Origin of the sequence: Haloferax marisrubri (assembly GCF_001469875.2) — an archaeon.
In the GTDB taxonomy this organism is placed as follows: Archaea; Halobacteriota; Halobacteria; order Halobacteriales; family Haloferacaceae; genus Haloferax; species Haloferax marisrubri.
On record NZ_LOPW02000004.1, the window covers coordinates 195,985 to 212,857 of the forward strand.

22 protein-coding genes are annotated in these 16,873 nt (G+C 68.7%); 9 read left to right on the plus strand and 13 right to left on the minus strand.

Features of this window, described 5'->3' with window-relative positions; genetic code table 11:
- Positions 1 to 209 precede the first annotated feature (209 nt).
- Positions 210 to 857 (plus strand): SWIM zinc finger family protein, encoded by a 648-nt coding sequence (locus tag AUR65_RS03200; RefSeq protein ID WP_058568417.1) that lies wholly within the window; start codon positions 210 to 212, stop codon positions 855 to 857.
- A 36-nt stretch (positions 858 to 893) separates the two neighbouring features.
- Here AUR65_RS03200 and hjc read toward each other — a convergent pair whose 3' ends face one another.
- Positions 894 to 1,316: a Holliday junction resolvase Hjc gene (gene hjc / locus AUR65_RS03205; RefSeq protein ID WP_007275553.1), complete on the minus strand. Its 423-nt coding sequence runs from the start codon at positions 1,314 to 1,316 to the stop codon at positions 894 to 896.
- Positions 1,317 to 1,403: 87 nt separating this feature from the next.
- On the opposite strand from hjc, the gene AUR65_RS03210 reads away from it, so the two are divergent.
- The gene (locus AUR65_RS03210; RefSeq protein ID WP_058568346.1) at positions 1,404 to 2,087 is read left to right on the plus strand and encodes a hypothetical protein; all 684 of its coding nucleotides are present in this window, start codon (positions 1,404 to 1,406) and stop codon (positions 2,085 to 2,087) included.
- A 41-nt stretch (positions 2,088 to 2,128) separates the two neighbouring features.
- On the opposite strand, the gene AUR65_RS03215 is transcribed toward AUR65_RS03210, so the two are convergent.
- Positions 2,129 to 3,415, minus strand: coding sequence for an adenosylhomocysteinase (locus AUR65_RS03215; RefSeq protein ID WP_058568347.1), 1,287 nt, complete (start codon positions 3,413 to 3,415; stop codon positions 2,129 to 2,131).
- Between the two features lie 98 nt (positions 3,416 to 3,513).
- Here AUR65_RS03215 and AUR65_RS03220 point away from each other — a divergent pair, with 98 nt between their 5' ends.
- Positions 3,514 to 3,825 (plus strand): helix-turn-helix domain-containing protein, encoded by a 312-nt coding sequence (locus AUR65_RS03220; protein WP_004045280.1) that lies wholly within the window; start codon positions 3,514 to 3,516, stop codon positions 3,823 to 3,825.
- Between the two features lie 85 nt (positions 3,826 to 3,910).
- On the opposite strand, the gene AUR65_RS03225 is transcribed toward AUR65_RS03220, so the two are convergent.
- The gene (locus AUR65_RS03225; protein ID WP_058568348.1) at positions 3,911 to 5,203 is read right to left on the minus strand and encodes an amidohydrolase; all 1,293 of its coding nucleotides are present in this window, start codon (positions 5,201 to 5,203) and stop codon (positions 3,911 to 3,913) included.
- A 163-nt stretch (positions 5,204 to 5,366) separates the two neighbouring features.
- On the opposite strand from AUR65_RS03225, the gene AUR65_RS03230 reads away from it, so the two are divergent.
- Positions 5,367 to 5,711 (plus strand): DUF7471 family protein, encoded by a 345-nt coding sequence (locus AUR65_RS03230; protein ID WP_058568349.1) that lies wholly within the window; start codon positions 5,367 to 5,369, stop codon positions 5,709 to 5,711.
- Positions 5,708 to 6,220, plus strand: a complete 513-nt coding sequence (locus AUR65_RS03235; RefSeq protein ID WP_004045277.1) for a winged helix-turn-helix transcriptional regulator — start codon at positions 5,708 to 5,710, stop codon at positions 6,218 to 6,220. Before AUR65_RS03230 ends, AUR65_RS03235 begins: the two co-directional genes overlap by 4 nt.
- A 21-nt stretch (positions 6,221 to 6,241) precedes the next feature.
- Here AUR65_RS03235 and AUR65_RS03240 read toward each other — a convergent pair whose 3' ends face one another.
- Positions 6,242 to 7,342 carry a M48 family metalloprotease gene (locus AUR65_RS03240; RefSeq protein ID WP_058568350.1) on the minus strand — a complete coding sequence of 367 codons (1,101 nt, stop codon included), beginning with the start codon at positions 7,340 to 7,342 and terminating at the stop codon, positions 6,242 to 6,244.
- Between the two features lie 77 nt (positions 7,343 to 7,419).
- Between AUR65_RS03240 and hisG the strand changes: the two genes are divergently transcribed.
- Positions 7,420 to 8,265, plus strand: a complete 846-nt coding sequence (hisG, locus tag AUR65_RS03245) for an ATP phosphoribosyltransferase (protein WP_058568351.1) — start codon at positions 7,420 to 7,422, stop codon at positions 8,263 to 8,265.
- A gap of 29 nt (positions 8,266 to 8,294) precedes the next feature.
- On the opposite strand, the gene AUR65_RS03250 is transcribed toward hisG, so the two are convergent.
- The 4 genes from AUR65_RS03250 to AUR65_RS03265 all read right to left on the minus strand — a co-directional run bounded on the left by AUR65_RS03250 (position 8,295) and on the right by AUR65_RS03265 (position 10,682).
- The gene (locus AUR65_RS03250) at positions 8,295 to 9,263 is read right to left on the minus strand and encodes a CPBP family intramembrane glutamic endopeptidase (protein ID WP_058568352.1); all 969 of its coding nucleotides are present in this window, start codon (positions 9,261 to 9,263) and stop codon (positions 8,295 to 8,297) included.
- Positions 9,264 to 9,284: 21 nt separating this feature from the next.
- On the minus strand, positions 9,285 to 9,662 hold the full coding sequence (locus tag AUR65_RS03255) for a DUF7473 family protein (protein ID WP_058568353.1): 378 nt from the start codon (positions 9,660 to 9,662) through the stop codon (positions 9,285 to 9,287).
- 80 nt (positions 9,663 to 9,742) lie between these two features.
- Positions 9,743 to 10,312 carry a TATA-box-binding protein gene (locus AUR65_RS03260; protein ID WP_058568354.1) on the minus strand — a complete coding sequence of 190 codons (570 nt, stop codon included), beginning with the start codon at positions 10,310 to 10,312 and terminating at the stop codon, positions 9,743 to 9,745.
- A gap of 58 nt (positions 10,313 to 10,370) precedes the next feature.
- Positions 10,371 to 10,682, minus strand: coding sequence for a DUF5658 family protein (locus AUR65_RS03265; RefSeq protein WP_058568355.1), 312 nt, complete (start codon positions 10,680 to 10,682; stop codon positions 10,371 to 10,373).
- A 189-nt stretch (positions 10,683 to 10,871) separates the two neighbouring features.
- On the opposite strand from AUR65_RS03265, the gene AUR65_RS03270 reads away from it, so the two are divergent.
- Together AUR65_RS03270 and AUR65_RS03275 are read left to right on the plus strand one after the other, a co-directional pair.
- Complete coding sequence (locus AUR65_RS03270; RefSeq protein WP_084816527.1) at positions 10,872 to 11,828, plus strand: methyltransferase domain-containing protein; 957 nt, start codon at positions 10,872 to 10,874, stop codon at positions 11,826 to 11,828.
- A gap of 89 nt (positions 11,829 to 11,917) precedes the next feature.
- Entirely contained in the window at positions 11,918 to 12,127 is a 210-nt protein-coding gene (locus AUR65_RS03275) for a hypothetical protein (RefSeq protein ID WP_058568357.1), read from the plus strand.
- A gap of 18 nt (positions 12,128 to 12,145) precedes the next feature.
- On the opposite strand, the gene AUR65_RS03280 is transcribed toward AUR65_RS03275, so the two are convergent.
- From AUR65_RS03280 to AUR65_RS03290, 3 genes are all read right to left on the minus strand, one after another.
- Positions 12,146 to 12,592, minus strand: a complete 447-nt coding sequence (locus tag AUR65_RS03280) for a hypothetical protein (protein ID WP_058568358.1) — start codon at positions 12,590 to 12,592, stop codon at positions 12,146 to 12,148.
- A 65-nt stretch (positions 12,593 to 12,657) separates the two neighbouring features.
- Positions 12,658 to 13,260, minus strand: a complete 603-nt coding sequence (locus AUR65_RS03285; RefSeq protein ID WP_058568359.1) for a protein sorting system archaetidylserine decarboxylase — start codon at positions 13,258 to 13,260, stop codon at positions 12,658 to 12,660.
- Positions 13,261 to 14,286 carry an AAA family ATPase gene (locus AUR65_RS03290; RefSeq protein ID WP_058568360.1) on the minus strand — a complete coding sequence of 342 codons (1,026 nt, stop codon included), beginning with the start codon at positions 14,284 to 14,286 and terminating at the stop codon, positions 13,261 to 13,263.
- Between the two features lie 136 nt (positions 14,287 to 14,422).
- Between AUR65_RS03290 and rnz the strand changes: the two genes are divergently transcribed.
- On the plus strand, positions 14,423 to 15,370 hold the full coding sequence (gene rnz, locus AUR65_RS03295; protein ID WP_199180560.1) for a ribonuclease Z: 948 nt from the start codon (positions 14,423 to 14,425) through the stop codon (positions 15,368 to 15,370).
- Between the two features lie 30 nt (positions 15,371 to 15,400).
- Here the strand turns inward: rnz and AUR65_RS03300 are convergent, their stop codons facing one another.
- On the minus strand, positions 15,401 to 15,745 hold the full coding sequence (locus AUR65_RS03300) for a hypothetical protein (RefSeq protein WP_058568362.1): 345 nt from the start codon (positions 15,743 to 15,745) through the stop codon (positions 15,401 to 15,403).
- Positions 15,746 to 15,753: 8 nt separating this feature from the next.
- Complete coding sequence (locus AUR65_RS03305) at positions 15,754 to 16,743, minus strand: prohibitin family protein (RefSeq protein WP_058568363.1); 990 nt, start codon at positions 16,741 to 16,743, stop codon at positions 15,754 to 15,756.
- Positions 16,744 to 16,873 lie beyond the last annotated feature (130 nt).

The following is a 16,873-nucleotide window of genomic DNA, read 5'->3' on the forward strand; positions in this document are numbered from 1 at the left end:
ATCCGCGGCCGTTCTAAAAGGTCTTCGATGGGCGGATGCCCGACGAGAGCCACTCACACGCCCGATTTTCCACGCGAAACGAGGGTTTAGGTCGTTCGAGAACCTACTCTCAGGTGACGGAAACCGACCACGAACAGCCGCCGGTAAGGTCGGAATCCCGCACCACCATGACGCACATCGCACACACACCCGCGTCGACTCGCCGCCCGGTGCGCCGCAAGACGACGCTCCCGTCCGACGGACTGGCCGGTCGCGCCCGCCGCGCCCGCGTCGAACCGATGGCCGTCCGGCCGCTCCGCGACGGTCGCTACGTCGTCGAAACCGACGGCGGCACCTACGTCGTCGACGTGGAGGCTCGCACCTGCACCTGCCCCGACAACGCCATCCGGCACGCCCGCTGTAAGCACCTCCGCCGGGTCGCCATCGAAATCACCCGCGGCGAGGTCCCGCCGCCGGGCCGCCGGAGCGCCACCTGCGCCGTCTGCGGCGACGAGACGTTCGTCCCGATGGACGCGACGGGGCCACAGCTCTGTCCCGACCACGAACACCGCGCCGGCGACCTCGTCCACGACCGCGAGAGCGGGAGCCTCCTCGTCGTCACGCGGGCGCTCGGCACCCGCGCCGACGAGACGCCGACCGAGACGGGACGCCTCGTCTCGGAGTACGAGAGCAACCGCGACTACGGTGACCACGAACCGGCCTTCGAGGCCGTGTATCTGGACTCGCTGCCGGTGAACGCCGGCCTCGCCGACCTCGGCGAACTGCACGCCTACCGGTTCCCCGCTTCGCGGCTCAGCCGCGTCGAGCGCGGGTTCGTCGGCGCTCGCACGCTCGGCGAGCGACTCGCTCGGGCGTGAGCGAACGCGGAGGATTAAGGAACTCGCGTCGCGGCCTCAGTCGCCGCCGAGTTTGGTCTGGGTCGGGCCGCCGGTGAACGACTCGAAGTCCTCGCCCTCCGCCAGCGCCGTCTCCTTTTTCACGCGGTAGTTCCCGCCGTCGGTCACGTAGAGGTCGCCGGGGTGGAAGAAGTACCAGTCCTCGCGGTCGAATCGGACGGCGATGCGGGCCTTCGCGCCGAAGTTCCGCGAGAAGTAGACGAGCGCTTCGACCTCCTCGCCACTCAGGTAGATGGGGCGACCGCTGGAGGACTTCGCCTCGATAGCGTAGAACACCTCGCCGTTGCCCGCGAGCACGTCGGGGAGTTCGCGCGTCGTCGCGCTCCCGGAGGCGGGCGCGCGCATGACCGCGAACCCGGCCTCGTCGAGAGCGTTGACGAGTTCGCGCTCGCGTCGGTCTCCCTTTCTGTTCGAAGACATGGTCTGGAGTCGGCCGCGGGCGGTGATAAATGGGGCGACCGGGAGCGCGCCACCAGAGCTATCCATCGGCTGACGGATACTGCTCGTATGAACCGCGAGAACTGGCGCGCCGTCGTCCTCCTCGTTCTCGGGGTCGCCCTCCTCGCGAACCCACTTTTCCTCTATCCCGACGACGTCTCCTACGAGCGGACGTACACCTACGAGGCGTCGGCGATTGACTACCTCCCGCACACTTCGGACGCGTTCTACCGGGTCAAATCGTGCGGCTGGAACCCCCTCCAGTCGGCGGAGTGCGCCGGCATCATCGACATGGCCCGCGGCGACCCGGTCGAACTCGAGTTAGACCCGGAGCGCGACGTCGACCCCGAGTTCTGGTCGTTCGACTACGTCAGAACCGACGGCCGCTACTTCGAACCGAACGCGACCCTCGACGGGCGCACCCTCACGCTCTCGCTCCGCCCGGTTTCGACCGAGACGGTCAAGCGCGACCTCTCGGAGAGCCTCGACGAGTCACCGCAGTACGTCCGCGCGGCCGTCCGAAACGGCAGCAGCACCGTGACCGAGTCGGAACTGTACGAACCGGAGACGTACTACGTCGCGTTCGAGGGTCGGTACTACGTCGTCGAACCGGTCGAAAGCGAGCGCGTCCCAACCGGTTGGGGGTGGAAAGCGCCGTCCGACTCGGCCATCGAGGTGATGCGACTCGCGGCGTGGATAGGCGGCGTCGCGTGCGTCTGGCGAGCGGGCGAGTGGACCGAACGCGGTCGCTGACGCGCGGCGGCTGTGAGAAACGAGAGAGAGCGCGGGTCGGCTTACGTCCCGTGGGCCCAGCTACCCATGTACTCGCGCTGTTCGTCGGTCATCGAGTCGAACTCGATGCCCTCGGCTTCGAGTTTGATTTCGGCGACCTCGCGGTCCAGTTCGTCGGGCACGTCGTGGACGCCGGCGTCGTAGTCGTCGCCGTTCTCGACGAGTTCGCGGACGACGACGGCCTGCACGCCGAACGACTGGTCCATGACCTCGACCGGGTGGCCGAGCGCGATGGGCGACGCGAGGTTGACGAGGCGGCCCTCGGCGAGGACGTTCAGGCGGCGGCCGTCTTCGAGTTCGTAGGCGTCGACGCCGTCGCGGGCCTCGTACTCGTCGACGGCGAGGTCCGACAGCGCGTCGAGGTCGATTTCGATGTCGAAGTGGCCGGCGTTGGCCAGCAAGACGCCGTCTTTCATGTTCTCGAAGTCCTCGCGGGTGATGACGTCGCGGTTGCCGGTGGTCGTGATGAACACGTCGCCGACCTTCGCGGCCTCCTCCATCGGCATCACGTCGTAGCCCTCCATGTGGGCTTCGAGCGCGCGGCGGGGGTCGACCTCGGTGACGATGACGTCGGCGTTCTGGCCGGCGGCCTTCTTGGCGACGCCCTTGCCGCAGTAGCCGTAGCCGCCGACGACGACGTTCTTGCCGGCGTAGGAGAGGTTCGTCGTCATGGCGATAGTGGCCAGCGACGACTCGCCCGTGCCGTGGACGTTGTCGAACAGGCGCTTCATCGGCGTGTCGTTGACGGCGAAGACGGGGTAGTTCAGTTCGCCGTCTTCGTCCATCGCGCGGAGGCGGTGGACGCCGGTCGTGGTCTCTTCGGCCCCGCCGACGATGGTGTCGATGAGTTCCGGGTACTCCTCGTGGATGGTGAACACCATGTCCATGCCGTCGTCGACCGTGACGGTCGGCTCGTGGGCGATGACGGCGTCGATGGCCGCGTAGTAGTCCTCGTCGTCGACGCCGCGGACGGCGTAGGAGGTGATGTCGTCGTTGGCGTCGAGCGCCGCCGACACGTCGTCGTGGGTCGAAAGCGGGTTACAGCCGGTGATGGCGACTTCCGCGCCGCCGAGCGCCAGCAGTTCGACGAGGTTCGCCGTCTTCGCCTCGACGTGCATCGCCATGCCGACGACCTCGCCGTCGAGCGGCTTCTCGGCCGCGAACTGCTCGCGGAGCTCCTGCAGGATGGGCATGTGCTGGAGCGCCCAGTCCATCTTGCGTCGTCCCTCCGTCCGGGCGGCCTCGACGTCGTCGAGGTGCTCGGAGACGGGAGCGTAGTGTTCGCTCATACCCGTGGGTTCGGAGAGGGGTCCGAAAACCCTACCGAAGGCGGTCGCCGCCCCCGAATCTACAAGTGTCAACGGAGAGATTGTACCGCCGAGGGCCGATGCTCGTCATAGATAACGGCAAGACGCTCGCCGAGCAGGAGTTGTTCGCCCTGATGAGCGCCCCCGCGGTTCCGGACCTCCTCCGCGTCGCCGACGAGCCGCTGACGGTCAAGGAGCTGAGCTGCCGGGCCGACGTGCCGCTGTCGACGGCCTACCGGGAGGTCAAGCGGCTCCACGAGGCGTCGCTGTTCGAGAAGTCCATCATGGTCGACCACAGCGACGGGCGACACGTCGCGCAGTACCACCGGACGTTCGAGCGCATGGAGGTCAGCGTGACCGACGATGGACTGCGCATCGAGCTGGCCGGGTAGCGAGGTCGGAAAGTGGCGGCAGCAGCGGCGGCAGTAGTGGCGGCGAACGCGGCGAGTCGGAGGCGGCGGGGTCGAAGACGGCGATTCAGACGCGCTCGCGGAGCGACGCGACCGCCTCGCGGGCGCGGGCCATCACGGCGTCCTCGTCGAGCGTCAGCACCTCGCGGTCCCGCATCAGCACCCGCCCGTCGCAGACGGTGTGGCGAACGTCGGAGCCGCGGGCGGCGTACGCGAGGTGGCTCACGAGGTCGTTCGCGGGCGTGAGGTGCGGCGCGTCGAGGTCGACGACGGCGAGGTCGGCCGCGCCGCCGACTTCGAGCGCGCCGCCGGGGAGGTCGATGGCGTCGGCGGAGCCGGCGGTCGCCATCCGCACCACGTCGGGGGCGGCGACGGCGCTGGCGTCGTCCGCGGCGAGTTTGCCGAGCATCGCGGCGTCGCGCATCTCGTCGAACATGTCGAGGTCGTTGTTCGAGGCCGCGCCGTCGGTGCCGAGGCCGACCGTGACGCCCGCGTCGAGCAGTTTCTGGACGGGAGCCATGCCGGAGGCGAGTTTCATGTTCGACGCCGGGCAGTGGACGACGCCGGTGCCCGCCTCGGCGAGCAGGTCGATTTCCGCGTCGTCGACGTGGACGCCGTGGGCGAGGAAGTCGTCGTCGGTGAGCATGCCGAGGTCCTTCGCGTACGACAGCGGGCGCTCGCCGCGCTCGTCGACGATGGGGTCGACCTCGTCCGTCGTCTCGTTGGCGTGGTAGTGGACCGGGATGCCCTCGTCGTGGGCGTCGGCGACGAACTCGCGGAGGTACTCCTCCGCGACCGTCGTCAGCGAGTGCGGCATCGCGGCGGTCCGAATCCGACCGTCGGCCGCGCCGTCGAACTCGCGGGCCACGTCGAGGCTCTCGTCGATGTCGGCCCGCGCGTCCTCGTCGTCTTTCCCGAGCGTGACGACGCCGTGGCCGAGGCGGGCGCGGAGGCCGGCCTCCGCGACCGCGTCGGCGACCTCGGGGACGTGGAAGTACATGTCCGCGAACGCGGTGGTCCCCGACTTAATCATCTCCACGAGGCCGAGTTCCGCGCCGACCCGCACGTCCTCGGGCGTGAGCGCGCCCTCCGCGGGCCAGATGTCCTCGCGGAGCCACGCGTCGAGCGGCTTGTCGTCGGCGTAGCCGCGCAGGAGCGTCATCGCCACGTGACAGTGGGCGTTCACCAGTCCGGGCGTGACGAGACAGCCCTCGGCGTCGAGCGTCTCGTCGGCCTCGGCGTCGAGGTCCGCGCCGATGTCGAGGATGGTCCCCTCGTCTCGGTCCACGAGTACGTCCGCGTCCTCGACCGTCGCGTCGGGGCGGAGTACCTGTCCGCCGGCGATTCGGAGCGTGTTCATGTCGCTCGTTCGGGTCGGCGGGGTGGTGAATCCACCGTCTCGCGGCCGCGAGGGACGACCGCCCGTTTCGGCGCTGAGCGGGCCGAATACCGGCGGTAGTCCGATTCCCGAAAATCGAGAACGAGCACGCCCTCTTAGGGTCGGACCCCCAGTATGGGGGGATATGGAGCCCCCGTCGAACCTCGCGCTCGTTCCGGGGCACGTCCAAGGCAGTCCGTGGATGACCGCGGTCGTCGTCCTCGCGGGCGTCTCGTCGGTCACGCTGGCCGCGCTCGGCGTCGCCGTCTTCCTCCGGCGGCGGACGCGGTCGCACCTGCTCGTCGCGCTGGCGCTCTTGGCGTTCGCGTCGCGGGCGGCCGTCGCGGCGCTGACGCTCGGCGGCGTCCTCTCCGAGTTCGACCACCACGTCGTCGAACACCTCTTGGACCTCGTGATGGCCGGCCTCGTCCTCGCGGCCATCTACTACGCCCGGAGCATCGAGCGCGAGGCGGGGGTCAACGACCCATGAGTGAGACACGAACCCGCGTCGCCGACCACATCAAGCACAACCCGGGAGTCCATTTCAACGAGCTCGTTCGCGCGCTCGACCTCGCCCCCGGCCAGGTACAACACCACGTCCGCAGACTGCTCTCCGACGAGACGGTCCGCCGATCCGAGTTCTACGGGCGGACGCACTACTTCCCCCCGGAGTTCGACGCGTGGGAGCGCGGCGCGCTCGCGCTCGTCCGCCGGGAGACCGCCCGCGACATCCTCGGCCACCTCCTCGAACACGGCGACGCCCGCCCCGACGACGTGGCCGACGACATCGGCGTCGCCCGCAGCACGCTGGAGTGGCACCTCGACCACCTCGTCGAGCGCGACGTGGTCCGCAAGGAACGCGACCTGCACAACCGCGTGACGCTCGTCCTCACCCACCCCGAGCGGACGACCCGACTGTTAGACGACGTGTCGCCGTCACTCCCCGAGCGGTTCGTCGACCGGTTCGACCGCCTGCTCGACCACCTCGTCGAAGGCTAGTCGCGGGTCCGCGGAGCAGTCCTACGCGTCCGTTTCGCCCGCCCCGGAGCCGTCTCGGAGCCGTTCGATGCGCGACGCCAGCGACGGCTCGAACGAGAGACGCGACCCCGCGCGGCCGGTGTCGACCTCGTCGGCGGTCGCGTCGAGCGCGTCGGCGACGGCCGCGCGTCCGACCCGTTCTGCCGCCGCCTCGTCGGCCCGATAGATGAGCCGCTTGCTCGCGTACTCGCCAGTCACGAGCAGTACCACGCCGACTCCGGCGAAGGTCAAGAACGACAGCGCGAACCCGAACGGCGGCCACGCGACGCCCCAGAAGACGAACGCGCCGACCGCGGTCACGGTGAACAGCCGAAGCCCGTAGACGAACCGAGCGACTCGCCCGGCGTCGACCGCGAGGAGCGCCGAGACCGTCTCGTCGTCGTAGCGGTCGAGCAGCGAGTCGGTGAGAAAGAGCGTTTTTCGACCGATTGGGCCGCGGACGAGGTGGTCCGAGCGGTGACCGCCGCCGTCGAGGAGGCGAACCCGAGCGACCGAGAGACCGGCGCGGTCGCACAGGCGGTCGAGGCGCTCGCGCGTCGCGTCGTCGGGGACCGTCGTCGTCTGCGAGACGCCCACGAGCGGTGCCGAAAAGACGTATGCGGCGGCTGCGAACGCGAGCAGGGTGAGCAGGCCGCTGGTCTCCAAGACCCGGAATTCGACTTGTAACACGGTCACCACGCAGAAGACGAGCGCCGCGATGAAGAGTTGATAGCGGAACATCTTCGCGGCCGCCGCTCCCGCGCCCATATCGGCGTCTCGCACGCGCCTCGCCACCGGGAACGCGCCCATGTACGAGACGGTCGCCACGACCGCGGCACCGACGCCGATGAGCGCCCAGCCGAGAGCCGCCCACGGCCAGTCGGTCGGGAGACCGACGGCCGCGAGGAGCGCCCGGTCCGCGTTCGTCCACCAGACGATGCCGACGAACAGGATGGCGGCGTAGAGCCAGTTGCTTCGCACTCGCTGTCTGAACCGCTGGACCGACGCGTCTCGGCGTTCGAGACGGCCGGCGCTGAGCCGGGACCAGCCGGCACCGAGGAGGGAGACGCCGACGAGCGCGCCGGCGAACGTGACGGGGGCCATAGATGACACTTCGTAGATGTGTCAAAAACCGTTCCGGCTTGCGAAAGTCAATTACCTCCGGGACGTGACGGAGAGGTATGCGAATCGCCGTGCCCAACAAGGGCCGCCTGCACGAACCGACGATAGAACTCCTGGAGCGTGCGGGACTGCACCTCGACAACGGTGCCGAACGCAAACTCTACGCCGGGACCGTCGACCCCGACGTGACCGTGCTGTTCGCCCGCGCCGCCGACATCCCCGAGTACGTCCGCGACGGGGCCGCCGAGGTCGGCATCACGGGCCTCGACCAGGTCCGCGAGTCGGGCCACGAACTCGAAGACCTGCTCGATTTGGAGTACGGCAAGTGTCGGCTCGTCCTCGCCGCGCCCGAAGACGGCGACATCGAGACCGTCGAGGACGTGTCGGGCAAGGTCGTCGCCACCGAGTTCCCGCACATCGCGCGGACCTACTTCGAAGAGGAGGGCATCGACGCCGAAGTCGTCGAGGTCACGGGCGCGACCGAACTGACGCCCCACGTCGAGATGGCCGACGCCATCATCGACATCACCTCGACCGGGACGACCCTGCGGGTGAACCGCCTCGCGGTCGTCGACGAGGTGCTGTCGTCGTCGGTCCGACTGTTCGCCCGACCCGACGTGGTCGACGACCCGAAGGTCCAGCAGTTGCTCATGGCGCTCGAATCCGTCCGCTCCGCGGAGGGCAAGCGCTACCTGATGATGAACGCGCCGCGCGAGAAACTCGACGAGGTGAAAGAGGTCATCCCCGGCCTCGGCGGGCCGACCGTGATGGACGTCGCCGGCGACTCGACGGTCGCCGTCCACGCCGTCGTGAACGAGCGCGACGTGTTCGAGGTCGTCAGCGACCTGAAGAACGTCGGCGCGAGCGGCATTCTCGTCACCGAAATCGAGCGGTTAGTCGAGTAAGCGGCGCGGCAGCGTGCCCGTCGTGCGTGTTATTTCTTCCAGCGCAGGTCCGGCACCGTGACCGACGGGTCGAACCCGAGGTCGCCGCGACGCGCCCGGACGTAGGCCGCGATGCAGACCGCGCCGAGCACTATCGCGCCGAGACCGAGCAGACCGGCCTCGGGGCCGAACGCGCCGCCGGTGACGAGGTCCGGCCCCCGTTCCGTCGTCTCGACGAGCGACGTGCCGAAGTCGAGACCGCTGACCGCGAAGCCGAAGACGCCGCCCTGCACGAAGTTCCACGAGATGTGGATTCCCGTCGGGATGGCGAGGTCGCCGGTGAGCGCGTAGCCGAGGCCGAGCATGACGCCCGCGAGCGTGATGCTGACCGTGCTCGTCAGGCCCGCGTTCGGGTTGGCGTAGTGGGCGACGCCGAACACCGCCGACGAGACGGCGAGGCCGCCGGCGACCGCCGCGTCCGGCCCGAACCGCCAGCGAAGTCCCTCGGCGACGTCGGTGAGGACGATTCCCCGGAGCAGGAGCTCCTCCGCGATGCCGACGACGACGAAGAACGCCAGGAGCGAGCCGACGCCGAGCAGTCGGTCGACGCCGAGCGGGGCGGGGGAGACCGCAATCCAGTCGGCGACGACGCCGACGACGAAGACGACGGTCATCAGCCCCGTTCCGAGCGCGAGTCCGAACCCGAGGTCGACCGCCCACTCGCGGTCGAACCGGAGGCCGAGGTCCGCGATAGTCCGCCGGTCGATGTACCGCGCGACGACGAGTGCGGCGAGGCCGCTCGCCCCGACTGAGACGAGGGAGACGACGAGTGCGGCGAGGCGACTGGATTCGGCGAGACCGCCGAGGGCGGCCGAGAGCGAGACGGCGACCACGAGCGAGACGACCACGAAGACGACGGGCGTCGCGAGCAGTCGAACGGGAGCGCGGGGCCGGCGTTCCATGTCGTTCCAGAGGAGGCGACGGGGAGACACGACGGTGGGTTCAGCGGCCTCGGTCAAGAAGGTACGGCGAGCGCGACCTCAGAAGGGTGCTGTCGTCAGGATGACGGCGAGGCCGAACAGGACGGTGCCGAGGAGCACCGAGACGACGAAGTGGATTGTCACCACGTACGCCGACAGGCGGTTCGACCGGCCGTAGAGGTACTTGACGAAGCCGAAGTCGAGGCCGAGTGCGAGCGCGAGCGCGACGAAGGAGTTCCAGCCGAAGGTGGTGAACACGACGGCGATAGCCGCGGGCACCGGACCGACGGCGAACGCCTTCTTGAGTTCCACGTCGCCGAGGACGTTCCGCGCGGCGATGTGGGCGGTGAGAGAAAGGAACAGCGCGAACAGCGCGAACGTTCCGGCGACGGCCGTGACCGGCGCACCGGCGGCCGTCTGCAAAGTGAGCGCGTCCATACCGGCCCGAGGGACGCGACTGACTTAGGTTCGGCCGATTCGAGTCCCGGTTACGCGGCGCGGTCGGGGACTCGACGGCGTTAGAACGACCCGTTCAGGAGACCCAGTTCGGAGAGGCGCGAGATGATGACGTCGACCGCCGCCTCGGCGTCTTTCGGCTGTTTGCCGCCCGTGATGACGAGCTTACCCGACCCGAAGAGGAGCGCGACGACGCTCGGTTCGTCGAGGCGGTAGACGAGACCGGGGAACTGCTCCGGTTCGTACTCGATGTTCTCGAGACCGAGCCCGATGGCGATAGCGTTGAGGTTCAGATTCTCGCCGAGGTCCGCGCTCGTGACGATGTTCTGAACGGTAATTTCGGGGTCGTCGTCGACCGGAATCTGAAGCTCTCGAAGCTTCTCGAAGACGATTTCGAGGCTCTCGTGTACGTCGTCGGTCGACTTCGCGCCGGTGCAGACGATCTTCCCGGACCGAAAGATGAGTGCCGCGGATTTCGGGTCCTGGGTGCGGTAGACGAGTCCCGGGAACTGTTCGGGGTCGTAGTCGGCGCCCTCGAGGTCCATCGCCACGCTCTGGAGGTCGAGCTCTTGGCCGATTCCCGTGGAGGCGACGACGTTTTCGATGTTGATTGTGTCCTTGGGGTCGGTCATACAACGATTTAAGTCACGTATTTAAGGGTTAAAAAGATTGGTGCAAGGGGTTGACAGCTTACGCGCGACGGCGGATAATCCGGACGTTCCGGGCGGTGACGACCGCGCCGAGTAATGTCAGAGAAATTGGAACTGCGAGCCGAGCGGACGCCGGCCTGAGCATCCAGTAGGCGGCGAAGAACAGGGCGACTGAGACGAGTTTCAACACCGCGAACGAGCCGGGGCCGGGGTCGCCGCCGGAGACGAGTCGCACGATGGGGTTTCCTTCCTGCACGCCGGCCATCCTGACCCCGAGGACGGTCGTGACGTAGTCGCCGAGTCCGTAGGCGAGCGCCGCCGAGCCCCAGAGGATGGCGTCGAGAGAGGCCATGCGGGTGGATTCGGAGCGGCCACTATAAGTCTCGCCGTCGCCGGATTGTCACGTTCGGCGGGGTCACGGTCGGAGCCGAGTGGGTTGGACCGGGCCAGACTAGACCGGAGCGGACCGACCAGCACCCCCGGGAGCGACGACGACCGATACCCTCATTTCCGCGGCCCGTCAGGTCCGAGCGTGTACGGATTGGAACTCGCCGGCGAGGAAGACGCCTTCGCCGCCCGCGAGGCCGAGTCGGCCGCGACGGGCGTGACGGTCGTCGCTCCCGGCCTCGCCACCGCCCGCGGCGTCGACCCGGAGCGCGCGAGGCGACTCGCTTACACCCGTCGCGTCGTCGAACTGGTCGGGCGCTGCGACCCCGACATCGAGGCCGCCCGCGCCGTCGTCGCGGCCGCGAACCTCGACCGCGAGGGAACCGTCGCCGTCCGCGCCCGCGACGTGCGAGGGCTCACGGGTGTCAGCACGACCGACGCCGAGCGCGAACTCGGGTCGGCGCTCGTCGAGCGCGGCTTCGGCGTCGATTTAGACGACCCCGACCACGAGCTTCGGGTCTACTTCTCCGAGGACGCCTGTCTCGTCGGCTGGACCGCCGTCGAAGCCGTCCGCGACTTCGCCGACCGGAAACCGACCGACAGGCCGTTCTTCCAGCCGGGGAGCATGGCCCCCGTGGACGCCCGCGCCTTCGTCAACATGGCCGGCGCGGAGCCCGGTGCCCGAATTTTGGACCCGATGTGCGGCACCGGCGGCGTCCTCCTCGAAGCCGGTCTCGTCGGTGCCGACGTGGTCGGCGTCGACGCCCAAGCGAAGATGGTCGGCGGCGCGCGGGAGAACCTGCGTCACTACGTCGGCGCAGGCGACGTAATCCGCGGCGACGCCACCGCGCTCCCCCTCGGCGACGACTCGATGGACGGCGCGGTGTTCGACGCCCCCTACGGCCGGCAGTCGAAAATCGCCCGGCACTCGCTTTCGGACCTCGTCGGCGGCGCGCTGGCAGAGGTCCGCCGGGTCGCCCCGGAGTGCGTGATGGTCGCCGACCGGTCGTGGACAGAGGAGGCCGAGGACGCCGGTTGGGAGGTCGAACGGGTGTTCGAGCGCCGAGTCCATCGGTCGCTGGTGCGGTACGTGCATCTGCTGCATCGGTAGTCGGAATCGCCGGCCGACGAGTCGTCGCAGTCAACAACGACCATTCAGTCGCCCGATAGGACTATCCTCCAGCGCGTCGAAGCGAGGGCATGTCGCGCACGGTTCGAAAGGTTCTCGCGGAGGCGTACGACCCCGACCCACGAGCGATGGTCATCGTCGCGATGGGGTCGTCGTTTCTGCTGTTTTCGCTCCTGTCGTACCCGGCCGGGTCGAACCCGTACTACCTGTTCGGTCTCGTGGTGGCGGTCCTCTCGCTCGTCGCCTCGGTTGCGATGCTCGCCGTCGAGACGCTCCGGTAGTCGGGGTGGACGAGACCGCTACAACTCGACTCCTTCGACGGTGACCTCGCCATCCGAGCCGACGCGCAACGTCACGAACTCGTAGTCCTGAATCCGCTCGTCGTAGGCCACCTCGCCGTCGACGAGGAGTTCCACGGCGCAGGTCTCGGCGTCGACCTGCCGGGTGAGCGTCTCCGTCTCGCCCGGCGAGAGTTCGATATCACTCTCGCGGCACGCGGGTTTCAACACGACCTCGCCGGAGAAGCCGCCGCTGACCGTGACTTCGACCATCTCTGACCCCTCGCAGAACTGCGGCCAGCCACACTCGTCCGTGGTGGTCGCGGTCTGTCCGGATTCGGTGGTGTTGGGGTCGGGAGCGGTTGTCGTCTCGGTCGTCGTCTCAGACGAGGATGCGGAAGGGCTACCGAGACACCCGGAGAGGAGGGCGAGCGAACCGAGCGACGCGAGGACCCGTCTGCGCTGCATGAAATGTAGTTTCGCAGTCAGAACAAATGTCTTGTGTCGGCGGGAGCCCGGGCCGCTTGTCCGGCCTATCGCCGCGCCAGAACCGTCTCGCCCGCCCGCACCGACTCGCCCTTCTCGACGACAACGTCCTCGGAGCCGTATTCCGGGGGTAACAGCACGTCGGCCCGGGAGCCGAAGTCGATGTGGCCGAGTTTCTGCCCGCGAACGAGTTCGTCGCCGGGCGCGACGTACGAGTGAATCCGGCGGGCGAACGCGCCGGCGATGAGCGACACCTCGTGGTCGCCCTCGTCGGTGTCGAGTTCGATATCGACGCGCTCGTTGCGGTCTGAGTCCTTCGAGAACGCCGGTTTGTGCGCGCCGGGGCGGTGGGTGACGGTTCGGACCGCGCCGGAGACCGGCGCGCGGTTGACGTGCACGTCGGTGACGTTCATGAACACGCCCACGCGGACGCGGCCGTCCTCGACGCGAATCACGGAGACGTGCCCGTCGGCGGGGGAGACGACCCCCGGTTCGTCGGGCGGCGAGCGCTCGGGGTCCCGGAAGAACCAGAGGACGAACGCGCCCGCGGCGAGGAGCACGGCCCCGAGGGGCGGGAAGACGAACGCCGCGACCGCCGCGCCGACGAAGGCGGGGAGCGCGAATCGGCGGTAGCCGGGTGCGAACTGCATCTATGCCTCGCCGCGGACTTCGGCTCCCCAACTCGTGAGGAGGTGGGTGATGTGCAGGCGGTCGTCGATGCCCGTCGAGATGTCGAGGTCGACCTGCCCCGCGAGTTCGTGAAGGCGGGCGAGTTCGCCGTCGGCGAAGCGCTCGGGGGTCGAGTCGGCGACGCGGAGGATATCGCGGAGGAGTTCCTGGCCCTCGTAGCCCTCGTCGTCGAGGAGCGTCGTGAGGGTCTTACGGGCGTCCTTGATGTCGCCCTCGCGGGCGTTGATGAGGAGCGTCTTCAGTTCGTCGTCGAAGCCCACGTCGCCGAGGGCGGCGTGGACCGTGGACATGGTGACTTCGTCGGCCTCGGTGGCCGTCCGCTGGGCCGAAAGGATGGCCTTGCGGACGTTCCCGTTGGAGGCGTCGGTGAGGAACTGGAGGCCGCCGTCGTCGTAGTCGACGCCCTCGGCGTCGAGGATGTCGGCGAGGAGGGCTTCGAGGGTGTCGTCGTCGGGCGCGGGCATGGGAACCGGGAAGCACCGCGAGCGAATCGGCGGGATGAGCTTCGAGGGCTGGCGCGTGGTGATGACGAACTGCGTGGTCCGGTGGTGCTGTTCCATCACGCGGCGAAGCGCCTGCTGGAAGTCCTCGCGGATGGATTCGGCGTTGTCGAGGACGATGGTCTTGTACTCGCCGGACATCGGGGCGTAGCTGGCCGACTCCTTGAGCACGCGGTTTATCATGTCGCGTTTCGCCATGCGACTGCGGCCGTCGAGGAACTGCTCGAACCGCGGGTCGGCGCGAATCTGCTTTTTCGTCCGGTTGAAGAAGTCCGCGACGTTGAGTTCGATGAGGTCGTTTTCGGGGTCCGCGTGCGCCTCGTGAGCCAGCGCCCGGACGGCGGCGGTCTTGCCGACGCCCGGCGGCCCCTGCACGACGAGGTTCATCGGTTCGTCCACGGCGCGTCGGAGGCGTTCGCGGACCTCCGGCTGTGGGAGGTCTTCGAGCCCCGGCGCGTGCGTCTCGGTCCACAGCGGCGCGTCCATTGGACTCCGGTAGCAGACGGTCGGGTAAGAATCGGTCGGTCCGGGGCGTCGGGCGGCCGCACCGTCTGGGGCGGCGAGCGGCCGCGACTGATTCGACGCACGTTTAGTCCCGCCGCTATCATTGTGGTGCATGTCCATGCGCGCGACCTTCCTCGGGACCGGCGGGGCCGTCCCCACCACGGCGCGTGCGCCGAGCGCGTTCCTCGTGAACCGCGACGGCGAGCGCCTGTTGTTCGATTGCGGGGAGGGCACCCAACGCCAGATGATGCGCTACGGGACCGGGTTCGGCGTCAGCCACCTGTTCGTCACCCACCTCCACGGCGACCACATCCTCGGCATCCCCGGCCTGATTCAGACGCTCGACTTCAACGACCGCGACGCCTCGCTGGCCATCCACGGCCCGCCGGGGAGCAAGCGTCACCTCGAAAAGCTCGTCCACGCGGGCGGCTACCAGCCCGGCTTCCACGTCTCCGTCCACGAGGTCCGCCCCGGGAACGTCGCCTACCGCGCCGACGACTACGAGGTCCGCGCGTTCGACACCGAACACCGGACCGCCTCGGTCGGCTACGCCCTCGTCGAGGACGACCGCCCCGGCCGGTTCGACCGCGAGAAAGCCGAGGAACTCGGCGTCCCCGTCGGCCCGGCGTTCGGCCGCCTCCACGCCGGCGAGGACGTGGAACTCGACGACGGAACCGTCGTGCGCTCCGAGCAGGTCGTCGGCGACCCCCGACCCGGGCGAACCGTCGTCTACACCGGCGACACCCGCCCGCTCGAATCGACCGTCGAGGTCGCCCGCGACGCCGACCTGCTCGTCCACGACGCGACGTTCACCGACGAGGAGGCGGAGCGAGCGAAACAGACCGCGCACTCGACCGCCCGCGAGGCCGCCCGAATCGCCCGCGACGCCGACGTTCGGCGGTTCGCGCTGACGCACATCTCCGCCCGGTACGCCGCCGACCCGAGCCCGCTTCTCGAACAGGCCCGCGAGGTCTACGACGGCGAGGCGTTCGTCGCCGAAGACGGCCAGAAACTGGAGGTCCCGTACGCCGACAGCGACGGCGGCGGGGCCGAGACCGGCGAGTAGCCGGACGGCGAAACGCGCGAAAAAAGAGATTCAGTCGCAGTGGTCGTCGCAGACCGGGTTTTCACCGTCATCGAGAAGGACGACGGGGACCCCGAGGACGACCCACTCGCTGACGTAGCGCCGGCGCGTCGTCGCGGGCGACCCGCACTCGACGCAGACGGCGTCGGCCGATTCGACGGCCGACTCGATGATTCTCGTCCGCGGACCGACGGTCGTCCGTGCGTACGCCGGCTGTTTTGAGAGGAGCACCACGAGCGCCGCGGCGACCGCGAGGCCGACGACCGGCAGGACGAACCGGCCGACGCCGGAGCGCGCGAGGACGCCGACGATGACGAGTAACACGACCGCGACGGCCAGTTCACGGAGGAGACGCATCGACGGCGTCAGTTGCTCGTCTCGTTTTCGGAGCCGGACGAGGACGACGACCTCGACGACGCCGAGGTAGTGTCCGACGACGAACCGGCGGACGAACTCGACGAGGACGAACTGTCGCTATCGAGCGACCGGACGAACTGCGGGTAGCCGCCGTCGCCGACCGGGATGTAGACGGTGTCCGTCTCGTCGAGTTTCTCGATGTACTTCTGGGCCAGCACCTCGTCGGACAGCGACTCGGCGATGATGCGGTTGGCGTCGGCCTGCCCCTGTGCCTCGATGCGCTTGCGCTCGGCCTCCAGCTCCTCGACGGCGAGTTCGTCCTGCTTCTGCTGGCGGCGCTGTTCGGTGATTTCCTTCTGTTCGACCGCCTGCGCGTACTCGGCGGGGAGTTCGACGTTGCGGACCTGCACCGCTTCGAGGATGAGGCCGTCGTCGGCGAACTCCTCGGCGAGTTCACGCTCGGCGGCGGCCTTCAACTGGGTCTGGCCCTCGCCGGTGTAGATGACGGTGACGGGGAGCCGACCGGCCTCGGTCCGGAGCACGGAGCGAATCGACGGGCGAATCAGGCGCTCTTCGGCGGTGTCGAGCGTCCGGTAGTTGCGGTAGAACTCGACCGCCTGCGCGGCGTCGATGCGGTAGCGGACGGTCACGTCGATGTCCGTCCGGAGGCCGTCTTCGGTCAGGACGGTGATTGCGTCGTCGCCGCGCCTGTCGCCTTCGCTCGTCGACGACGACATCGTGTACGACTGCGGTCGCACAGACAGCGACGAGGTCGACTGCGAGACGGGATTGACGAAGTGCGCGCCGGGTTCGAAGACGGTGCCGGTGGTCGCGCCCCACTTCTTGACGACCTTGACGTTCCCCTCTTCGACGGGTTCCCACGCGAGGAGCCCGGCGATGGGGGCGGCGATAAGGAGGAGGGCGACGACACCGATGAGGGCGATGCGCGTCAGCGACCGGGAGGTCACCGACGGCGGGTCGGGGATATCAGAACTCATCACTCTGATTTCAAATAGCCGAGACTTGTTTGTTTCGTGTCAAACGTGGGTCGTGGCGGCGACTGTCGCCGGCGAGCACCGACTCGGCGACCGAGTCGCGCAAACGCGACACCCGACCGAGTCGGCACCC